We start from the raw sequence: 20623 nt of genomic DNA, 5'->3' as shown, positions 1-20623 counted from the left end.
GCGCGTTATTCGCCCTACGGTCTTGTCAGCTCGCCGACGCGGCCTTCGGCAGGATGTCGTTGGCCACCATCTCGCCGAACGGGCTGACGTAGCCGCGCGCCTGCGGTTGCTGCGGCTGGGCGAGGTCCAGGTGCGGGAAGAGCAGCTCGGCGACCCGGTAGGACTCTTCCAGGTGCGGGTATCCGGAGAAGATGAAGGTGTCGATCCCCAGGTCCGCGTATTCCTGCACGCGCGCCGCCACGGTCGGGCCATCGCCGACCAGCGCCGTGCCAGCCCCCCCGCGCACCAGACCGACGCCGGCCCAGAGGTTGGGGCTGACTTCCAGCTTGTCCTTGCTGCCGCCGTGCAAGGCGGCCATGCGCTGCTGGCCGACGGAATCGAAGCGCGCCAGGGACGCCTGGGCGCGGTCGATGGTGTCCTGGTCCAGGTGGGAGATCAGGCGGTCAGCGGCCTGCCAGGCTTCCTCGTTGGTCTCGCGGACAATGACGTGCAGGCGAATGCCGAAGCGCACGCTGCGGCCCTGCTTGGCGGCTTTCTCGCGCACCTGGGCAATCTTCTCGGCAACGGCGGCGGGCGGCTCGCCCCAGGTCAGGTACAGCTCGACCTGCTCGGCGGCGAGGTCCTGGGCGGCATCGGAAGAGCCACCGAAATACAGCGGCGGACGCGGCTGCTGGATCGGCGGATAGAGCAGCTTGGCGCCCTTCACTTGCAGGTGCTTGCCGTCATAGTCGACGGTCTCGCCTTCCAGCACGCGGCGCCAGATGCGGGTGAATTCGACCGAGGCTTCGTAGCGCTCGGCGTGGCTCAGGTGCAGGCCGTCGCCGGCCAGCTCGTCCGGGTCGCCGCCGGTCACCAGGTTGAACAGCGCGCGCCCGCCGGAGAGCCGGTCGAGGGTGGCGGCCTGGCGGGCGGCCACGGTCGGGGAAATGATGCCCGGGCGCAGGGCGACCAGGAATTTCAGGCGCTGGGTCACCGGGATCAGCGAGGCGGCGACCAGCCAGGAATCCTCGCAGGAGCGGCCGGTGGGGATCAGCACGCCGCCGAAACCGAGACGGTCGGCGGCCTGGGCGACCTGGTGCAGATAACCGTGGTCCACGGCGCGGGCACCTTCGGCGGTGCCCAGGTAGTGGCCGTCGCCGTGGGTCGGCAGGAACCAGAAGATGTCGAGACTCATCGCTGTAACTCCAGATAAGCGCGCCGGCGTGGCGTAGCCGCGCGATGAAGGGATTCGTGTACGTCTTGATGCTGTTCTTCGTAGGAGCGAGCTTGCTCGCGAACAGATTCCCCGGCAGCTCTGGAGCTGGGCGGGTTCGCGAGCAAGCTCGCTCCTACAAAAAGCGGATCAGTTGCTGGTGGCGACCTTGGCCGGCGCCGTCCACACCACATCCTTGATGCTCAGCTTTTTGGGGATCAGCTTCAGGTCGGTGAAGGTGTCGGCGATCTTCTGTTGCGCGGCGGTGACGTCCGGGGTGATCGGCTGGGCGCCATAGCCCTGGCGTTTCACCGCGGTGAGGGTGATGTCCGCCGGCAGGCCGAGCAGAGGCGCCACCTGGTCGGTGACTTGTTGCGGGTTGTGCTGCGACCACTCGCCCACCTGGCGCACTTCGTCGATCAGGGTGGTGATCACCTGCGGATGGTTGTTCGCGTACGGGCGGGCGGCGAGGTAGAACTGGTGGTTGTCCACAAGGCCGGTGCCATCCACCAGGGTGCGGGCAGAGAGCTGCTTCTCGGCGGCGGCCTGGTACGGGTCCCAGATCACCCAGGCGTCGACGCTGCCGCGCTCGAAGGCGGCGCGGGCATCGGCCGGCGGCAAGTACACGGGCTGGATGTCGGTGTATTTCAGGCCGGCTTTCTCCAGCGCGCGCACCAGCAGGTAGTGCACGTTGGAGCCTTTGTTCAGGGCGACTTTCTTGCCCTTGAGTTCGGCGACGGATTTGATCGGCGAGTCCTTGGGCAACAGGATCGCTTCGCTGGTCGGAGCCGGCGGCTCGTGGGCGACGTAGACCAGGTCGGCGCCGGCAGCCTGGGCGAATACCGGCGGGGTTTCGCCGGTGACGCCGAAGTCGATGCTGCCGACGTTCAGGCCTTCCAGCAGCTGAGGGCCGCCGGGGAATTCGGTCCATTGCACCTTGACGCCCTGCTCGGCCAGGCGCTTCTCCAGCGTGCCGCGGGCCTTGAGCAGCACCAGGGTGCCGTACTTCTGGTAACCGATACGCAGGGTACCGGGTTGTTCGTCTGCCTGGGCGTTGTAGGACAGGGCCGCGATCAGCAGGGCCGCCAGTCCACTACGCAAAGTGAGGGTCCGCATGGGAGTGCTCCTTCGTCGAGTGTGCTTGCCGGACCTGCGGTCCCGTTGACGGGACGGTGAGGGCCTTGTCGTGTCGTTCGGAAGTCGTCGCCTGCCGGGTCGGGGCTTGGCGGTCGGCTCCCTGGAATGCGTGGGTTCAGATGCTCCAGCGGGCGTTGATCAGCCGTTCGTTGAGCAAGTTCGGGTCGATGGGTCCGGGGCGACGCGCCAGGGCGCCGTGGAACTGTTCCAGAGCGTCCAGCAGGCGATGTTCCAGGGTCGGCTCCAGGCGTGCCGGCGTGTTGCCTTCGGCGTACTGCACCTGGTTGTCTTCGGCGAACACGCCGTGCAGGGTCTCCTGGGCCTTGAGCGCAGCGAGCACCGGCTTGAGCGCGTAATCCACCGCCAGCATGTGGGCGTTGCTGCCGCCGGTGGCCAGGGGCAACACCACCTTGTGACTCAGTGCCCGCTCCGGCAGCAGGTCCAGCAGGACCTTCAGGGCACCGGCGATAGAGGCCTTGTAGACGGGCGTGGCGATGACCAGGCCATCGGCGCGGGCCACCTGCTCGATCAGCTCGATCACCCGCGGGCTGTCGAAGCGCGCATGCAGCAGGTCCTCGGCCGGGAAGTCGCGCACCCCGTAGGAACGCACTTCGGCGCCACGCTCGTGCAACCAGTTCCGTGCGACCTCCAGAAGGACGCCGGAACGGGAACGCTGGCTCGGGCTGCCGGCAAGGGTGACTACGTACATTTACGCGATTCCTTATAACGATAAGAGTGATTCATGCATCACCCTGCTAACCAATGTGCATAGACCTTAACAGCCCATCTCATATTCCAATAAATGTTATTTATTCATTTAGTTATGCGATTTTGTTTTGTTCGTGAAGACGTAGGCCGTACAACCGTTCGCGGTTGTACGCCGATACACCGTGCTTCGCCGTCAGCGCCGAGGCCGAGCTGAAACCAGGGTCAATCGGCGTATAACGCGGAGCGTTATACGCCCTACGCCAGGATCGGCCGTCGTGCAGAGTCAGATGACGTGGGACTGGTGCAGCTCGGTCAGCGCTTCGCCGCGCAGGTAGGCCAGTTCCACCGCGCGGCGGTCGCGCGGGCGTTGCAGAGGCACGGGGAATTCGCGGCGCAGGCGGCTGGGGCTGCCGCCCAGCAGCAGGACGCGGTCGCTGAGGTAGAAGGCTTCGTCGAGGTCGTGGGTGACCAGCAGGATGCTGATGTCGTACTCCAGCGCCAGATCCTGGATCAGGTCCTGCAGGCGGATGCGGGTGAAGGCGTCCACCGCGCTGAAGGGTTCGTCCAGCAGCAGCACCTGCGGGCGGCCATAGAGGCCTCGGGCAATGGCCGCACGCTGGGCCATGCCGCCGGAGAGTTGCTTGGGCAGCAGGTCGCCCTTGCCCTCCAGCCCCACGTCGCGCAGCAGGTGAGCGATGCGGTGATCGTCGGCCAGCCAGCCGTCGGCGAAGCCGATGTTCTGCGCCACCGTCAGCCAGGGCAGCAGGCGCGGCTCCTGGAACACCACGCCGATGCCACCGCCGCCACGTCCGCTGTCGCCATCCGGGCCGAAGCCCAGCAGCGGGTTGCGCTCCAGTACACCGGAGAACTCATCGTCCAGCCCGGAGGCGATGCGTAGCAAGGTGCTCTTTCCGCAGCCGCTGGGGCCGAGCAGGCTGACCACCTCGCCCGGCGCAAGGCTGAGGCTGACGTCGTCCAGCACCTTCACACCGAAGAAGCTCTTGCGGATGTCCCGCAGTTCCAGCAAGGCACTCATCAGGCGTCTCCATTACCCAGGAAGGTGTCGCGCCAGGCCAGCGCGCGCTGTTCCAGCGCCTTGAGCAGGCTGTCGCTGAGCTTGCCGAGTACCGCCAGCACCAGGATGGCGGCGATGACGATGTCCGGCCGGGAGGTCTCCCGGCCGTCGCTGAGCAGGTAGCCCAGGCCGCGGGTGGCGGCAATCAGCTCGGCGGCGACGAGGAACATCCAGCTCAGGCTCAGCGCGCCGCGCAAGCCGGTGAACAGGCTCGGCAGCGCCGCCGGCAGGAGGATGCGCCGCACCAGGGCGAAGGGCGACAGGTGATAGAGCCGCCCCAGCTCCACCCACTTGCGGTCGACATTGCGCACGCCGGCCACCAGCGAGAGGTAGACGGGGAAGAACGCGCCGAGGGCGATCAGCACGATCTTCGGGGTTTCGTCGATGCCCAACCAGAGCAGCAGCAAGGGCACCCAGGCGAGGCTGGGGATGGCCCGCAACGCCTGGAAGGTCGGCTCCAGATAAGCCTCGGCACGCTGGCTGAGGCCGACCCAAGTGCCGGTCAGGATGGCCGCTGCCGCACCAATGGAGAAACCGGCGGCGACCCGCGCAAGGCTGGCCGCCACGTGTTTCCACAGCTCGCCCTGAGCCAATTGCCAGAGGGTCAGCGCGACGCTGCTGGGTGCCGGCATCTGGTGCTCGGCGAGCCAGCCGACGCGCACCGCCAGCTCCAGTGCCGCGCACAGCAGCAGCGGCAGCAGCCAGGCACGCCAACTCGGCCGTGGCCAGCGCAGCCTGGGCAAGCGGCGCTGACGGGCGAGGCGCAGGCTCTGGGTCGGCATGGATTACGGCTCCGCCTTGGCGACGGCGGGCTTGCCGATCACTTCGCCGGCCAGTTGCGGAGCGATCAGTTGATCCACCACGGCGGTGACGTCGGTCCCCGGACGCACCAGCTGTTCATCCAGCAGGATCGGTGCGGCGGCCTTCAGCGCGGCGATCTGCTCGGCGCCCGGCAGCGGGTGGCTGAAGTCGGTGCGCGAGAGCTGCAGCCTGGCCACTTCCAGCGGCAGCTTGGCTTCCTCGGCGAGCAGCTTGGCGGTCTCTTCCGGATGGGCGATGGCCCACTCTCTCGCCTCCTCGTAGGCGGCGATGACCTGCTTGATCAGCGCCGGCTGCTCCTGCTCGAACTTCTCGGTGACGCTGAGCACGCCGTAGCTGTTGAAGTCGAGGTTGCGGTACAGCAGGCGCGAACCGGCCTGCAGTTCGCTGGCGGCCATGTGCGGATCCAGGCCGGCCCAGGCATCCACCCTGCCCTGCTCCAGCGCGGTGCGGCCGTCCGGGTGCTGCAGGTGGACGATCTCCACGTCGTTCTTGTCCAGCCCGGCCTGCTGCAGGCTGCGCAGGAGGAACAGGTAGGGGTCGGTGCCCTTGGTGGCGGCGATCTTCTTGCCCTTCAGATCGGCGACGGACTTGAGCGGCGAATCCTTGGGCACCACCAACGCGGTCCATTCCGGGCGGCTGGCGATGTAGACGGTCTTCAACGGGCTGCCATTGGCGCGGCTGAGCACGGCGGCGAGCCCAGCGGTGGAGGCAAAGTCGGTGCTGCCGGCGTTGAGGTATTCCAGCGAGCGGTTGCTGCCCTGGCTGAATACCCAGCGCACCTCGGTGCCCTGCGGCTTGAGGGATTTCTCCAGCCAGCCGAAGTGCTTGAGCACCAGGCTGGTGGGCGCGTAGTAGGCGTAGTCCAGGCGCACCTCCTTGGGTGCGTCGGCGGCGTGGGCGGAACTGTTGCAGGCGCCGATCGGCAGGCTCGCGAGAAGAGCGACGGCCAGGCTGCGGCGCCAGGTGGAATGACCCATGGTCGTTCTCCTTGGCGTGGGCTGACGTCTTCTCCCCGTGTGGCGGGCGAGTCAGAGCTGGATAGAGAGCAGAACTGGAAGAAAAAAGCGCGGCGTGGTCCGCGCGTGAAAGCTGAAAAAAATGGGCCGGCGAACCGGCCCTATTACCCTGCTCGAGGTTTAAACACTGAGTGATTCCCCGGATGGGGAGCGGGGAATCACTTGTTCGGTTGCGGCGTCAGGCGCAGGTACGGCCTGACCGCGCGGTAGCCTTTGGGGAAGCGCTGCTTGATCTCGTCCTCGTCCTTGAGCGAGGGCACGATCACCACGTCGTCGCCGTCCTGCCAGTTACCCGGCGTGGCCACCTTGTGGTTGTCGGTCAGTTGCAGCGAGTCGATCACCCGCAGGATTTCATTGAAGTTGCGTCCGGTGCTCGCCGGGTAGGTGATGGTCAGGCGCACCTTTCTGTTCGGGTCGATGACGAACAGCGAACGCACGGTCAGGGTGTCGTTGGCATTCGGGTGGATCAGGTCATACAGCTCGGACACCTTGCGGTCGGCGTCGGCGATGATCGGGAAGTTGACCACGGTGTTCTGGGTCTCGTTGATGTCGTCGATCCACTTCACATGGGAGTCCACCGGGTCGACGGACAGCGCGATCGCTTTCACGCCCCTGGCGGCGAACTGCTCCTTGAGCTTGGCGGTCAGGCCCAGCTCGGTGGTGCACACCGGGGTGAAGTCGGCCGGGTGGGAGAACAGCACGCCCCAGCTGCCACCCAGCCACTCGTGGAAACGAATGCGGCCTTCGCTGGATTCCTGTTCGAAGTCGGGGGCGATGTCGCCAAGTCGCAAGCTCATGGGTCTCTCCTTGTTCATGTTGGAGCCAACTATGCACAAGGTCTTTTCGCATTAAAAAGAATATATTTTGATTTTCTTATAACAAAATTAATTACCCCAACTCAGTCCAAGCGGGCTTCGTCGCCGGCACCTCGGTAGAGTCAGGAGCGCTCGCCACCTCCCCATCAGCCTGTTTCGACGCTGACATGAAATACTGCCGTTCGTCGCAAGCGCCGTGGCGTGCAGGCTGGCCTGCATAAACTCCTAGGTAATTGATCCTTTTGTGCAGGAGGCGACTTCATGGTCGGCCAACGGTCCAACGATGCCCACGCGGCAACCCACTACCGCAGCGACCGGATCACCTCGGTCAACGGCCAGTATTTCTTCTCCACCCGGGAAGGAACTCTGGAAGGACCGTACTTCACCCGCTTCGATGCCGAACGCGAGGTAGGGAAGTACGTCGAGCGCATGAAGAAAGCCGCCGGCCTGTTCTTGCGTGCAGCGCGCTGATCCGGCGTAGCGGAAGAGGAATCACCAGGGGTTTGCCCTTGCATCCGCGCAGGCGCTTCGTTTAGCTGGAATTCGCTGTTCGCGAGCAAGCTCGCTCCTGCAGACCAACGTCGCCCGCCTCCAGATCAGTCGGCAGATGACTCCACGCGACTCTTCGCGCTGCCGGAATCCCTGCCCCACCCTCCCGAAATAAGAAAGCCCTCGGTGCATGCACCGAGGGCTTTTTCGTCGCTACAGGCCCGCTTGCGTGGAGCGGGCCGGAGGAGCGCGGTATCGACGGTGGCTCAGCGCACCGCTTCGAACAGCCCCGTGGCACCCATGCCACCGCCCACGCACATGGTGACGATGCCGTAGCGCAGGTTGCGGCGCTGCAGCTCGCGCACCAGGTGGCCGACCTGGCGCGAGCCGGTCATGCCGAAGGGGTGGCCGATGGAGATGGAGCCGCCGTTGACGTTGTACTTCTCGTTGTCGATGCCCAGGCGATCACGGGCATAGAGGCACTGGGAGGCGAAGGCTTCATTGAGCTCCCACAGGTCGATGTCGTCGATCTGCAGACCCTTGGCCTTGAGCAGCTTGGGTACCGAGAACACCGGGCCGATGCCCATTTCATCCGGCGAGCAACCGGCGACAGTGAAGCCACGGAAGAAAGCCCTGGGCTTGAGGCCCAGCTCCAGCGCCTTCTCCAGGCTCATCACCAGGGTCATGGAGGCACCGTCGGAGAGCTGCGAGGCGTTGCCGGCGGTGACCGAGCCGTCCTCGGCGAACACCGGCTTGAGGGAGTTCAGGCCTTCGAGCGTGGTGTCCGGGCGGTTGCAGTCATCGCGGTCGACCACGCCGTCGAGCACTTTCTTCTCGCCGGTGGCCTTGTCTTCCACGAGGTACTTCACGCTCATCGGCGCGATTTCGTCGTTGAACAGGCCTTCGGCCTGGGCGCGGGCGGTGCGCTGCTGGCTCTGCAGGGCGTACAGGTCCTGCGCCTCGCGGGTGACGTTGTAGCGGCGGGCGACGATCTCGGCGGTCTGGCCCATGGGGTAGTAGATGCCGGGGAAGTCCGACTCCAGGCGCGGGTTGACGAAGTTGTCGCGGTTCATCTTGCCCGCGGTCATGCTGATGGACTCGACGCCGCCGGCCACCAGGATATCGCTGCAGCCCGAGGCCACCTGGTTGGCGGCGATGGCGATGGCTTGCAGGCCCGAGGAGCAGTAGCGGTTCAGGGTCATGCCGGCGACGTGGATACCCAGGCGCGACAGCACCGCGGCGTTACGGCCGATGTTGTGGCCCTGGGCGCCTTCGTTGGAGCCGGCGCCAACCACGCAGTCGTCCACCAGCAGCGGATCGAGGTTGTTGCGCGCCAGCAGCGCGTCGATGCAATGGGCGACCATGTCGTCCGGACGGGTCATGTTGAATTTGCCCCGGAAGGACTTGGCCAGGCCGGTACGGACGCTGTCGACGATCACCACTTCGCGCATGGGAAACCTCGTTTCTGGTTGTTCGTTGGGGAGGATGTTGTGGTCCCGAGCATAGGCGGCAGTGAGGACGCACCGCGACAATCATTCACCAGCCGTATAGGCCTGCCCCCACCCTCGTTGGGCGGGCACGAACGAAACCGCCGCCCGGAGGCGGCGGTTTCACAGCACGGCGACAGCGGTCAGACGGTGTCGGTCTTGATCACGTGGTCGCCGAGCAGGCCGTTGAGCACCTGCTGGGTATCGCCCGCCGAGAGCACGCCATTGCCCGCGTGGCCGGCGTACTTGGCGGACAGGTCGACGTTGGCCAGGTCGATGGTCTGGGTCACCGGGCCGGTGCCAGTGGGCATGACGCCGATGCTGGTGGTGCCGGAGGTCACCGTGAAGTTCAGGTAGTGCGCCAAGGACGAAGCCGTGGCGGTCTCTCCCTGCAACAGGTCGGCCAGGTTCAGCGTGTCGCCTTCGGCGATGCTGAAGTCCTTGATCACATCGTGGCCGGTGTCGCCCGCCTTCCAGATGAACTCATCCGCGCCGGTACCGCCGAACATGATGTCGTCGCCGGGGCCGCCGATCAGCTTGTCGTTGCCGCCCTGGCCGAACATCAGGTCATTGCCGGCGCCCCCTTCGAGGATGTCATTGCCGCCACGGGGATCGCCGGCGACGTTGAGCTCCTGGGCATGGGCGGCGATGTAGTTGAGCAGTTGCCCGGTGGAGGGCGCCGTTCCGCCGTTGGTGGCGGTCAGATAATCCACCAGTCCCTGGAGGCCAGCACCGTTGTGCGTGCCCGCGGCATGGCCCTGCCAGCTCAGGTTGTCGGTGTTGATGGAGTCGCCGAAGATGATGTCGTTGCCGGCACCACCCACCAGGTGGTCATTCCCCACCGGCTGCGCAACTCCGCCCTTGTCCCCCACCAGCACATCGCTGCCATTGCCGCCCACGATATCGCCGCTCTTGTCGGCATCGGTCGGGTTCGGAATGGTGTGCTGGGTCGCCGAGGCGCCGCTATCGTCGGCGTTGCTACCCACCACCAGCAAGGTCGGGGTGTTCATCTCCAGGCCGAGATTCAGGTTGGCATGATCGCCATCGCCGTCAGTGACGCCAACGCCGAAGTTGAGCGCCAGATCGGGCGGCAGTACGGCACGGTCGGCGGAAACGGTCAGGACCCGGTAATCGCCACCGCTGCTGCCCAAAACCACCGTGCTGAAGCCGCTCTCGGCCAGTTGGGCAGCCGAGCCCGTGAGGAAATGCCCGTCGGTCAGCAGGTGCCAGGTCGTGCTAGCGCTCTCACCGGTCCCATTTGGCGGCACGAAGGTGCCGGTAGCCAGCACCGCCCCAGCCGAGCTCAGTACGCTCCAGGTGAGGGTGTCCTTGTCGGAAAGCTTCTGAACCTTGAAGCTCGCGGCGTAGACGGTATCGCTGAAGGCGATGTTGAGGCGCTCACCGGTATCGATCGTGTTGTTGCCGCCGACCCCCATGCCGTTGGTTGACGGGTTCACCTGGCCGTCGGGACTGGTGAAGGTTGCGTTGAGTCCGGCCGAAGTCAGGGTGAACGAGGGTTGCGGCCCGCTGGCAGAGATCGTGGTCAGGTCGTAACCCACCTCGGCAGTCGGCCGCGAGTTGACCACGTCGAAGCTGTAGCTGCCATTGGCATTGACCTGGAGCGTGAAGAACGGCTGGTTGTTCGCGTCCAGGGCAGTCAGCAGGGAGCCACCACCCGCCAGGCTGGTGACCACATAGTGCAGCCCGCTGGGCGCGGTGTTGCCGCTGAGGTCGAAGCTCCCGGGACCGTCGGCGCCGAAGTTGACGCCCAGGATGCCCTCCAGGTGGAAGCCCTTGGCATCGAAGACGTTCTGGGTGAGCGGCTGGTTCACCACCGGGCCGTCGTCCAGGAAGGTCAGCTTGCCGCCCAGATCGAGGCTGATGCTCTTCGCATCGAGATCGCCGTCGGTCACCGTGGCTGTCAGCGAGAGCGCCTTGCTGGCCAGGCTGACCGGGTCGTTCGGGTCACTGGTGTCGCCATGCCGGAGTGCCATCTGCTGGTCGAGCGTCAGGCTGCCCGTCGCCGCATCGAGGGTCACGACGAAGGCGGTCGCCCCGCTGGAATTGCCAACCCGGCCTTCCACCTGGGTGTCGCTGATCTTGACCAGGACGATGGCCGTACCATTGGTGATCGACAGGCCGCTGGGGGCGCCGTTGGTGACGGTCAGGCTGTAGCTCACGCTACCGCCGTCATTGCCGGTCGTGGCACTGAAGGCCGTGCTGAAGCTGGCCGTGGCGTTGGTCGCGAGCGCGGTTTCATCCACGGTCAGTTGGCCGTTGAAGCCAGCCGCCAGGCTGATGCTCGGACCGTCGTCGAGGAAGGTGATCTTGCTGCCCAGGTCGAGGCTGATGCTCTTCGCATCGAGATCGCCGTCGGTCACGGTGGCGGTCAGCGAGAGCACGCCATTACCCAGGTGCACCGCATCGTTCGGATCGCTGGCATTGCCATGCTTGAGCGCCATCTGCTGGTCGAGCGTCAGCTCGCCGGTCGCGGCATTGAGCGTCAGGGTGAAGGCAACCGGCCCACCGGTAGTGCCAACCCGGCCGTCGACCTGCGTGGCGCTGACCCTCACCAGCACGATGTCGGTGCCGTTGGTGGTCTGCACCCCGCTGAGATCGCCCGTGGTTGCCGTCAGGCTGTAGCTCACGCTGCCGCCGTCGGCGCCGGTCTGGGCGCTGAAGGCCGTGCTGAAATTCACCGTGGCATCGGTGCCAAAGTTGGTCTCATCCACGGTCAGTTGACCCGCGAAGCCGCCTGCCAGACTGATGCTCGGACCGTCGTCGAGGAAGGTGATCTTGCTGCCCAGGTCGAGGCTGATGCTCTTCGCATCGAGGTCACCGTCGGTCACGGTGCCGGTCAGCGAAATCACACCGCTATTCAGGTGCAGCGCATCGTTCGGATCGCTGGCATTGCCATGCTTGAGCGTCACCTGCTGGTCGAGCTTCAGCTCACCGGTCGCGGCATTGAGCGTCAGGGTGAAGGCAACCGGCCCACCGGCAGTGCCAACCCGGCCGTCGACCTGCGTGGCGCTGACCCGCACCAGCACGATGTCGGTGCCGTTGGTGGTCTGCACACCGCTGAGGTCGCCGGTGTTCGCCGTCAGGCTGTAGCTCACGCTGCCGCCGTCATTGCCGGTCGTGGCGTTGAAGGCCGTGCTGAAGTTGGCAGTATCGTCGGTAGCGAGGGTGGTTTCGTCCACGACCAGTTGGCCATTGAAGCCCGCCGCCAGGCTGATGCTCGGACCATCGTCGTAAATGACCAGTTTGCTGCCCAGGTCGACCTGGGCGCTGTCCGAGTCACCGTCACGGTCGGTGATGGTGGCGGTCAGGGTGATCTTGCCGGCGGCCAGGCTGAGCGTTTCGTCCGGGTTGGTCGGGTCCGGATGGTAGAGCGCCAGGCGCTGGTCCAGTTCCAGTGCTCCATTATCCTCCCGGACGACGAAGGCGATGGCATTGCTGCCCTCGACGCGACCGACCACGCTGCCAGCTTCGTTGAACAGGAAGATGCGGTGGCCCGTGGCACCGTCGCGCACGCCGCTGTCGGTACCGTCCACGGTGCTCACCGCGTAGGTGATCGTGCCCGCGCCATCGGCGCCGAAGTGGGGAGTGAACAGCTGGGATACCAGGCTGGCCTCGACGCGGGCGTTGTTGTCCAGGTTGGTCTCGTCCACGACCAGCCGGATGTCGGCCCGGCTGTCCACCACGATGCTCGGACCATCGTCATCGAAGGTCACCTTGCCGCCCAGGTCGAGGCTCGTGGTGGAAGTGGCCTTGTCGCCGTCGAAGTCGGTGATGCTCGCCGTGCCTTGCAGGCTCACCAGGTTGCTGCCCAGGGAGATCTGCTGGTCATTGCCCGGCTGCGGATGGTCGAGCTCGACGTACTGCGTCAGGGTCACCTTGCCGCTGCCGTCGACGCTCAGGCCGAATACGGTGTTGCTGGCATCCACCGCGCCTTGAGTGCTGGCAGTGCTGCCCACGACCTGGTTGCCGATCTGGTACAGGAAGATGGCCTGGCCGGCGCTGGACAGCCCCGAAGCACTGCCGCCGGGAACATCCAGGTGCATGGCGTAGCTCCAGCTCACTGCCGAGGCCGGGGCGTCGGCACCGGAACTTTGCTGGATGATGCTGAAGGCCCCGGAGAAGTCGACCGTATCGCTGTCGGAAGCGTTGCCGATGGTCAGGGCGTCATGGGTTTCCAATGCATCGATCTGGGCGTTGCTCAGACCAATGCTGATGCTCGGGCCATCGTCGTCGAAGGTGACCTTGCCACCCAGATCGAGGCTCTGCGTGGAGCTGGCCTTGTCGCCGTCGAAGTCGGTGATGCTCGCCGTGCCCTGCAGGCTCACCAGGTTGCTTCCCAGGGAGATCTGCTGGTCATTGCCCGGCTGCGGATGATCGAGTTCGGCGTACTGGGTCAGGATGACCTTGCCGCTGCCGTCGACGCTCAGACCAAATACGGTATTGCTGGTATCCACTGCATCCTGGGTGCTGGCAGTGCTACCCACGACCTGATTACCAATCTGGTACAGGAAGATGGTCTGGCCACCGCTGCTCAGGCCCGAGGCAGTCCCCGCATTCACATCCAGGTGTACGGCGTAGCTCCAGCTCACGGCCGAAGCCGGAGTGTCGGCACCGGCATTTTGCTGGATGACGGTGAAGGCCCCTGAGAAGTCGGCCGAATCGTGGTCGCTGTTGGCACCAATGGTCAGGGCGTCGTGGGTTTCCAGTGCATCGATCTGAGCATTGCTGAGACCAACGCTGATGCTCGGACCATCGTCGTCGAAGGTCACCTTGTCGCCGAGGTCGAGGCTCGCGGTGGAAGTCGCCTTGTCGCCGTCGAAGTCAGTGATGCTGGCCGTGCCTTGCAGGCTCACCAGCCCGCTGCCCAGGGAGATCTGCTGGTCACTGCCCGGCTGCGGATGGTCGAGTTCGGCATACTGCGTCAGGGTCACCTTGCCGCTGCCGTCGACGCTCAAGCCGAACACGGTATTGCTGGTATCCACCGCATCCTGAGTGCTGGCAGTGCTGCCCACGACCTGATTACCGATCTGGTACAGGAAGATGGTCTGGCCGCCACTGCTCAGGCCCGAGGAAGTCCCCGCACTGACATCCAGGTGTACGGCGTAGGTCCAGCTCACCGCCGAAGCCGGAGTGTCGGCACCGGCATTTTGCTGGGTAACGGTAAAGGCCCCGGAGAAGTCGCCCGTATCATGGTCGCTGTTGGCGCCTATGGTCAGGGCATCATGGGTTTCCAGCGCATCGATCTGGGCGTTGCTCAGGCCAACGCTGATGCTCGGACCATCGTCGTCGAAGGTGACCTTGCCACCCAGATCGAGGCTCTGCGTGGAGCTGGCCTTGTCGCCGTCGAAGTCGGTGATGCTCGCCGTGCCCTGCAGGCTCACCAGGTTGCTTCCCAGGGAGATCTGCTGGTCATTGCCCGGCTGCGGATGATCGAGTTCGGCGTACTGGGTCAGGGTGACCTTGCCGCTGCCGTCGACGCTCAGGCCGAATACCGTGTTGCTGGCATCCACACCGCCCAGGGTGCTGGCAGTGCTGCCCACCACCTGATTACCGATCTGGTACAGGAAGATGGCCTGGCCGCCGCTGGACAGCCCCGAAGCACTGCCGCCGGGAACGTCCAGGTGCACGGCATAGCTCCAGCTCACCGCCGAAGCCGGGGTGTCGGCACCCGCGTTCTGCTGGGTAACGGTGAAGGCACTGGAGAAGTCGACCGAATCGCTGTCGGAAGCGTTGCCGATGGTCAGGGCGTCATGGGTTTCCAATGCATCGATCTGAGCATTGCTGAGACCGGCGCTGATGCTCGGGCCGTCGTCGTCGAAGGTGACCTTGCCACCCAGATCGAGGCTCTGCGTGGAGCTGGCCTTGTCGCCGTCGAAATCGGTGATGCTCGCGGTGCCCTGCAGGCTCACCAGGCCGCTGCCCAGGGATATCTGCTGGTCACTGCCCGGTTGCGGATGGTCGAGCTCGGCGTACTGGGTCAGGGTCACCTTGCCGCTGCCGTCGACGCTCAGGCCGAATACCGTGTTGCTGGCATCCACCGCGTCCTGGCTGCTGGCGGTGCTGCCCACGACCTGGCCGCCGATCTGGTACAGGAAGATGGTCTGGCCACCACTGCTCAGGCCCGAGGCAGTCCCCGCATCCACATCCAGGTGCACGGCGTAGCTCCAGCTCACCGCCGACGCCGGGGTGTCGGCACCCGCACTCTGCTGGGTGACGGTGAAGGCACTGGAGAAGTCGACCGTATCGTGGTCGGAATTGGCACCGATGGTCAGGGCGTCATGGGTTTCCAGCGCATCGATCTGGGCGTTGCTCAGACCAACGCTGATGCTCGGACCATCGTCATCGAAGGTCACCTTGCCGCCGAGGTCGAGACTCGCGGTGGCGGTGGCCTTGTCGCCGTCGAAATCGGTGATGCTGGCGGTGCCCTGCAGGCTCACCAGGTTGCTGTCCAGGGATATCTGCTGGTCACTGCCCGGCTGCGGATGGTCGAGCTCGGCGTACTGGGTCAGGGTGACCTTGCCGCCGCCATCGACGCTCAGGCCGAACACGGTATTGCTGGCGTCCACACCGCCCAGGGTGCTGGCGGTGCTGCCCACGACCTGATTACCGATCTGGTACAGGTAGATGGCCTGGCCACCGCTGGTGAGACCCGAGGAGGTCCCCGCGTCCACATCCAGATGCACGGCGTAGCTCCAGCTCACCGCCGAGGCCGGAGTGTCGGCACCGGCAATTTGCTGGGTGATGACGAAAGCGCCGGAGAAGTCGACCGTATCGCTGTCGGACGCATCGCCAATGGTCAGGGCGTCGTGGGTTTCCAGGCTGCGTACCTGGGCATCGCCGAGGGTGATGCTGCTGCTCGGAGTGTCGTCGTCGAAAGTGACCTTGCCACCGAGGTCGAGGCTTGCGGTGGAAGTGGCCTTGTCACCGTCGAAGTCGGTGATGCTGGCCGTGCCTTGCAGGCTCACCAGGCCGCTGCCCAGGGAAATCTGCTGGTCATGGGCGGGCTGGGTATGGTCGAGTGCGGCGTACTGGGTCAGGGTCACCTTGCCGCTGCCGTCGACGCTCAGGCCGAATACGGTGTTGCTGGCGTCCACACCGCCCAGGGTGCTGGCAGTGCTGCCCACCACCTGGTTGCCGATCTGGTACAGGAAGATGGCCTGGCCGGCGCTGGACAGCCCCGAAGCGCTGCCGCCGGGAACATCCAGATGCACGCTGTAGCTCCAGCTCACCGCCGAAGCCGGGGTGTCGGCGCCGGTGCTCTGCTGGGTGATGCTGAAGGCGCCGGAGAAGTCGGTCGTGGAAGTGTCGGAGGCGTCGCCAATGGTCAGGTGGTCGTGGGTTTCCAGAGTGCCTACCTCGGCGCCACTGAGACTGACGCTGATGCTCGGGCCATCGTCGTCGAAGGTCACCTTGCCGCCCAAGTCGAGGCTTGCGGTGGAGGTGGCCTTGTCGCCGTCGAAGTCGGTGATGCTGGCGGTGCCTTGCAGGCTCACCAGATTGCTGCCCAGGGAGATCTGCTGGTCACTGCCCGGCTGCGGATGGTCGAGTTCGGCGTACTGGGTCAAGGTCACCTTGCCGCTGCCGTCTACGCTCAGACCGAACACGGTGTTGCTGGCATCCACCGCACCCTGGGTGCTGGCAGTGCTACCAATGACCTGATTACCGATCTGGTACAGGTAGATTGTCTGGCCGGCGCTGGTCAAACCGGAAGCCGTCCCCCCACCTACATCCAGGTGCACGCTGTAGCTCCAGCTCACCGCCGAAGCCGGGGTGTCGGCGCCGGAGCTCTGCTGGGTAATGCTGAAGGCACCGGAGAAATCGGCCGTGGAGCTGTCGGAGGCCTCGCCGATGGTCAGGGCGTCATGGGTTTCCAGGCTACCCACCTGGGCGCCACTCAGGCCCACGGCAATGCTCGGACCATCGTCGTCGAAGGTCACCTTGCCGCCCAGGTCGAGGCTTGCCGATGAGGTCGCCTTGTCGCCGTCGAAGTCGATGAGGGTAGCGGTGCCCTGCAGGCTCACCAGACCGCTCTCCAGGGAGACCTGCTGGTCATGACCCGGCTGGGCGTGGTCGAGTTCGGCGAACTGGGTCAGGGTGACCTTGCCGCTGCCGTCGACGCTCAGGCCGAACACAGTGTTGCCGGCGTTCACTGCACCCAGGGTGCTGGCCGTGCTGCCAATGACCTGGTTGCCCACCTGGTACAGGAAGATGGCCTGACCACCGCTGGACAACCCGGAAGCGCTGCCACCGGGAACGTCCAGGTGCACGCTGTAGCTCCAGCTCACCGCCGATGCCGGGGTGTCGGCACCGGTGCTCTGCTGGGTAATGCTGAAGGCGCCGGAGAAGTCCGTCGTGGCGCTGTCGGCGTTGGCACCGATGGTCAGGGCGTCATGGGTTTCCAGGCTGCCCACCTGCCCCTCGCCCAGGCCGATCGTGATGCTCGGACCGTCATCGGTAAAGCTGACACGGCCACCCAGATCCAGCGTGCTGGAAGAGGTCGCGGTATCGCCGTCGCGGTCGGTGACCACCAAGGTGCCCTGCAATTGCACCAGGCCCAGATCGAGCACGCTTTGCTGGCCGGCGAAGTTGGAGTCGCTGCCCGGTAGCGCATGGTCGATCGCGCTGAACTGGGTCAGGGTGACTACGCCGGTGCTGCCGTTCACCGACAGCGAGAAGATGGTGTTCTCCGCGGTGACGCCGGCCACGCTGGCGGCGGTGGAGCCAACGATGACGCCACCCATGTTGTGCAGGAAGATGGCTGCTCCGCCGCTGGTCAATCCGGAGTTGCTGCCATCGGCGCCGACCAGATGGAGGCTGTAGCTCAGCACGGTGCTGCCGGCGCCGTCGGCGCCGTAGTTGGCGTTGACCTGGAAGGCCGAGCTGAAGTCGACGCTGTTGCTATCGGAGGCAGCGCCCAGGGTAGCCGCGTCATGGGTCTGCAACGCACCGTCCACACCGCCGCTGGCGGAAAGCGCGGCACTCGGCAGGGAGTCGACGATGCCGACCGCCAGGTTGCTGGTGCTGGTGCCCCCGGTGCCGTCCGTGATGGTGTAGGGCACGTTGAGGGTCAGGCTGTCCTGGCCCGCACCCGGATGGTCCACCGGCTGCAGCAGGGTGAGTTCGAAGGTGCCGGTGTTGATGTTGGTCAGCGTCAGGGTGAACACCGGAGTGCCGTTGGCGCTGGCGGTGAGCGTGTGGCCGTCGGCGCTGACGGTGTAGGTCAGCGGCACGCCGCCGGACGTCAGGCTGGGCAGGCCGGCCGTGCCCCAGGTGAAGCTGCCGACGCCATGGGTGCCGAAATCGTAGTTCAGGCTACTGCCCAGGGTCGCGCCAGCAGGGCCGCCCAGGGCGTTTTCACCGATGCTGATGGCACCGGGGCCGGAACTGGCCGCCTCATCGAGCGGCGCGGCAACGCGTTCTTGCGGGAACCACGGTCCCGAGGTGAGCGGGCCGGTGGGGAAACCGATCTCCGGACCGACATGCCCACCAACCTCAGTCAAAAGTACGAAGGAGTGCCCGCCACCCGGTTTGCCATTGGCACCGCCAGCGGTACCGGCGCTCGGGCCGGCAGCGGTAGCTTCGGCCGCCTTGGTCGGGTCCACACCGGCGGCGATTGCCGCTTGCAGGGCCTTAACGTCAGTGACGTCCTGCTTGCTCGGTGTTGCGGGCTGCTGAGCGACGGCCTGCTGTTGGCCGTCCTGTGCGTGGTGAGCGGCAGACTGCAGCTGCGCGGTCATGGGGAGGGAGCTGTCGCGCCCGAGGGTGATTTCGCCGCCGCCGGCTATTTTCAGCACCACCGAGCCATGGGCACCGGTGACCAGCTGTTCACCGACGAACACCTTGTCTCCCTGGCTCAACGGACGACGCGATCCATCAGCGGCTACCGCAAACACTTCGCCGACCACTTTACTGACGACACCCATCAACGTAGCCATGAGTCCTTCCTCCGCTCAACTGCCAACACCGGTTCCACCGGCATGCAGCTATCCGAAACAGGCCAAGGCACGCTTGTGTATTCGGATGTTGCGAAGAAAGTTGCGAAGGTGGCGAAAAGGACTAGTAGCGCCTCAGCATCAAAAAGCCAGCGACATTTTTTTGTCACTCTGACGACGCTTTTTCCTGTCCTTCTGCTGTAGTCCCCGCCCTAACTGCTCCAAACCGTACCTGGCTTCTATTACAAGCACCGTCCTCGCCCATACCCGGGAAATACCGGGGCTTGCAGGCTTAAACAATGTGCTGCTTTTCAGAGGCGTCATAAGACTTTTTCCGAATAAGCCTTGTGAAAAATTCTTCTGAGCTGTCTGGAAAGTTGTTCTTAGCTGTGATGTTACAGGCATGAAACGCTTGATAAGAGAAAAAAGCCAATAAATTGGCGCACGAAGAGCATCACAGGTAAGAGAACGCTAGGAGCAAAGCCATGCGCAGTCGTAACGCGGCACTATGGAGCGGTGTATTTATGGCAGCGTCATGCGCCCATGGGCAGGCCATGACGCTGACTGAGGCCATACAAAGCACACTGCAATACCACCCGGAAATCAGCCAGAGCGTGAACAGCCGCCTGACCGCGGACGAGGAACTCAAGTTTGCCAGGGGCGGCTATCTGCCAACCGTCGACCTTCTGCTCGGCTACGGCCGGGAGAATACCGACAGCCCCTCCACCCGCGCCCAGGGCGATCACCATGACGAAACCCTGAACCGCGGCGAGTCCGAAATCCGTCTGCGGCAGATGCTGTTCGACGGCTTCGGCACCCCCAACGAGGTCAAGCGCAACGAGGCCAACGTCAACTCCAAGGCCTTCCGTATCCTCGGCACCTCGGAAAACGCCGCCCTGCGCACTGTGGAGGTCTACCTCGACGTGCTCAAGCGCCGCGAGATGGTGGCCCTGGCGAAGAACAACCTGCAGGCCCACGAACGCATTGGCGACCAGATCCGCCTGCGCAGCGAGCGCGGCGTCGGCAGCACCGCCGACAACGACCAGGCCATCGCCCGTCTGGCCCTGGCACAGAACAACCTCTACACCGAAGAAGTGAACCTGGCCGACGCCGAAGCCAGCTTCTATAGCGCCACCGGACGGATGCCGGACCAGCTGGAGTCCCCCTCCACCGTCAAGGCGGAGGTACCCCCGGACCTGCTGGAAGCACGGCAAAACATGCTCAGCGACAACCCGCTGCTCAAATCCGCCCAGGCCGACGTGAACGCCGCCGAAGCCCAGTACGAGGCCGCCAAGGCGCCCTTCTATCCGCGCTTTGACGCCGAACTGGCCAAGAGCGCCAACAACAACATCGACGGTGAGGAAGGCCACTACAACCAGTGGCAAGCCCAGGTCGTGATGCGCTACAACCTGTTCAACGGCATGCGCGACAAGGCCCACCTGAATGCCACCTCCCACGAAATCAACGAGGCCCAGGATGTCCGCAACAACGCCCTGCGCCTGATCAACGAGAACCTCTCGCTGGCCTGGGACGCGATGGAGAACGCCAAGAAGCAGACCCAGCCGGCCCGCGAATACGCCGACTACACCCGCAAGGTGCGCGAGGCGTATCAGCAACAGTTCACCCTCGGCCAGCGCACCCTGCTCGACCTGCTGGACAGCGAGAACGAACTGTTCACCGCCAACCGCCGCTACACCGAGGTCCGCTACACCGAGGAGTTCTCGATGTACCGCGTGCTCGCCAGCATGGGCTACCTGCTCAAGTCCCAGCACGTGGTGGCGCCACACGAGTCTGTGGCCATCTCGGATGTGAAGAACGAGGCACGCCTGCCTGATCTGAAATAAGAAAGTCGCACACGGCCGTCCTCCGTACCCCGTGCCATCCGGCCACGGGGTGGCGGTCGTAAGGCGATACGACAGTGGGCACGGA

At 65.0% G+C, this 20623-nt stretch carries 11 protein-coding genes; 2 read left to right on the top strand and 9 right to left on the bottom strand.

Annotation, left to right across the window (positions count from 1 at the left end; all coding sequences use genetic code 11):
- Window positions 1-25: 25 nt before the first annotated feature.
- The 7 genes from ssuD to ACNFBT_RS03090 form a co-directional block, all read right to left on the bottom strand.
- Window positions 26-1174: an FMNH2-dependent alkanesulfonate monooxygenase gene (gene ssuD / locus ACNFBT_RS03120; protein WP_416746352.1), complete on the bottom strand. Its 1149-nt coding sequence runs from the start codon at window positions 1172-1174 to the stop codon at window positions 26-28.
- 168 nt (window positions 1175-1342) lie between these two features.
- Window positions 1343-2308 (bottom strand): sulfonate ABC transporter substrate-binding protein, encoded by a 966-nt coding sequence (locus ACNFBT_RS03115; RefSeq protein WP_416746350.1) that lies wholly within the window; start codon window positions 2306-2308, stop codon window positions 1343-1345.
- 136 nt (window positions 2309-2444) lie between these two features.
- Window positions 2445-3038, bottom strand: coding sequence for an NADPH-dependent FMN reductase (ssuE, locus tag ACNFBT_RS03110; RefSeq protein WP_416746348.1), 594 nt, complete (start codon window positions 3036-3038; stop codon window positions 2445-2447).
- A gap of 282 nt (window positions 3039-3320) precedes the next feature.
- Window positions 3321-4073 (bottom strand): ABC transporter ATP-binding protein, encoded by a 753-nt coding sequence (locus ACNFBT_RS03105; protein ID WP_416746346.1) that lies wholly within the window; start codon window positions 4071-4073, stop codon window positions 3321-3323.
- The gene (locus ACNFBT_RS03100) at window positions 4073-4894 is read right to left on the bottom strand and encodes an ABC transporter permease (protein WP_416746344.1); all 822 of its coding nucleotides are present in this window, start codon (window positions 4892-4894) and stop codon (window positions 4073-4075) included. Before ACNFBT_RS03100 ends, ACNFBT_RS03105 begins: the two co-directional genes overlap by 1 nt.
- 3 nt (window positions 4895-4897) lie before the next feature.
- A complete protein-coding gene (locus ACNFBT_RS03095) occupies window positions 4898-5911 on the bottom strand; it encodes an aliphatic sulfonate ABC transporter substrate-binding protein (RefSeq protein WP_416746342.1) in 1014 nt (337 codons plus the stop codon).
- Window positions 5912-6108: 197 nt separating this feature from the next.
- A complete protein-coding gene (locus tag ACNFBT_RS03090) occupies window positions 6109-6747 on the bottom strand; it encodes a peroxiredoxin (protein WP_416746340.1) in 639 nt (212 codons plus the stop codon).
- Between the two features lie 279 nt (window positions 6748-7026).
- Here ACNFBT_RS03090 and ACNFBT_RS03085 point away from each other — a divergent pair, with 279 nt between their 5' ends.
- A complete protein-coding gene (locus tag ACNFBT_RS03085; RefSeq protein ID WP_416746338.1) occupies window positions 7027-7236 on the top strand; it encodes a DUF6316 family protein in 210 nt (69 codons plus the stop codon).
- Between the two features lie 284 nt (window positions 7237-7520).
- Here ACNFBT_RS03085 and ACNFBT_RS03080 read toward each other — a convergent pair whose 3' ends face one another.
- A complete protein-coding gene (locus ACNFBT_RS03080; RefSeq protein WP_416746336.1) occupies window positions 7521-8705 on the bottom strand; it encodes a thiolase family protein in 1185 nt (394 codons plus the stop codon).
- 179 nt (window positions 8706-8884) lie between these two features.
- Entirely contained in the window at window positions 8885-18697 is a 9813-nt protein-coding gene (locus tag ACNFBT_RS03075) for a retention module-containing protein (protein WP_416746334.1), read from the bottom strand.
- A gap of 551 nt (window positions 18698-19248) precedes the next feature.
- On the opposite strand from ACNFBT_RS03075, the gene ACNFBT_RS03070 reads away from it, so the two are divergent.
- Entirely contained in the window at window positions 19249-20538 is a 1290-nt protein-coding gene (locus ACNFBT_RS03070) for a TolC family outer membrane protein (protein WP_416746332.1), read from the top strand.
- Window positions 20539-20623 lie beyond the last annotated feature (85 nt).

Origin of the sequence: Pseudomonas sp. NY15181 (assembly GCF_048068055.1) — a bacterium.
In the GTDB taxonomy this organism is placed as follows: domain Bacteria; phylum Pseudomonadota; class Gammaproteobacteria; order Pseudomonadales; family Pseudomonadaceae; genus Pseudomonas.
This window is presented reverse-complemented; position numbering and strand designations above follow the sequence as displayed.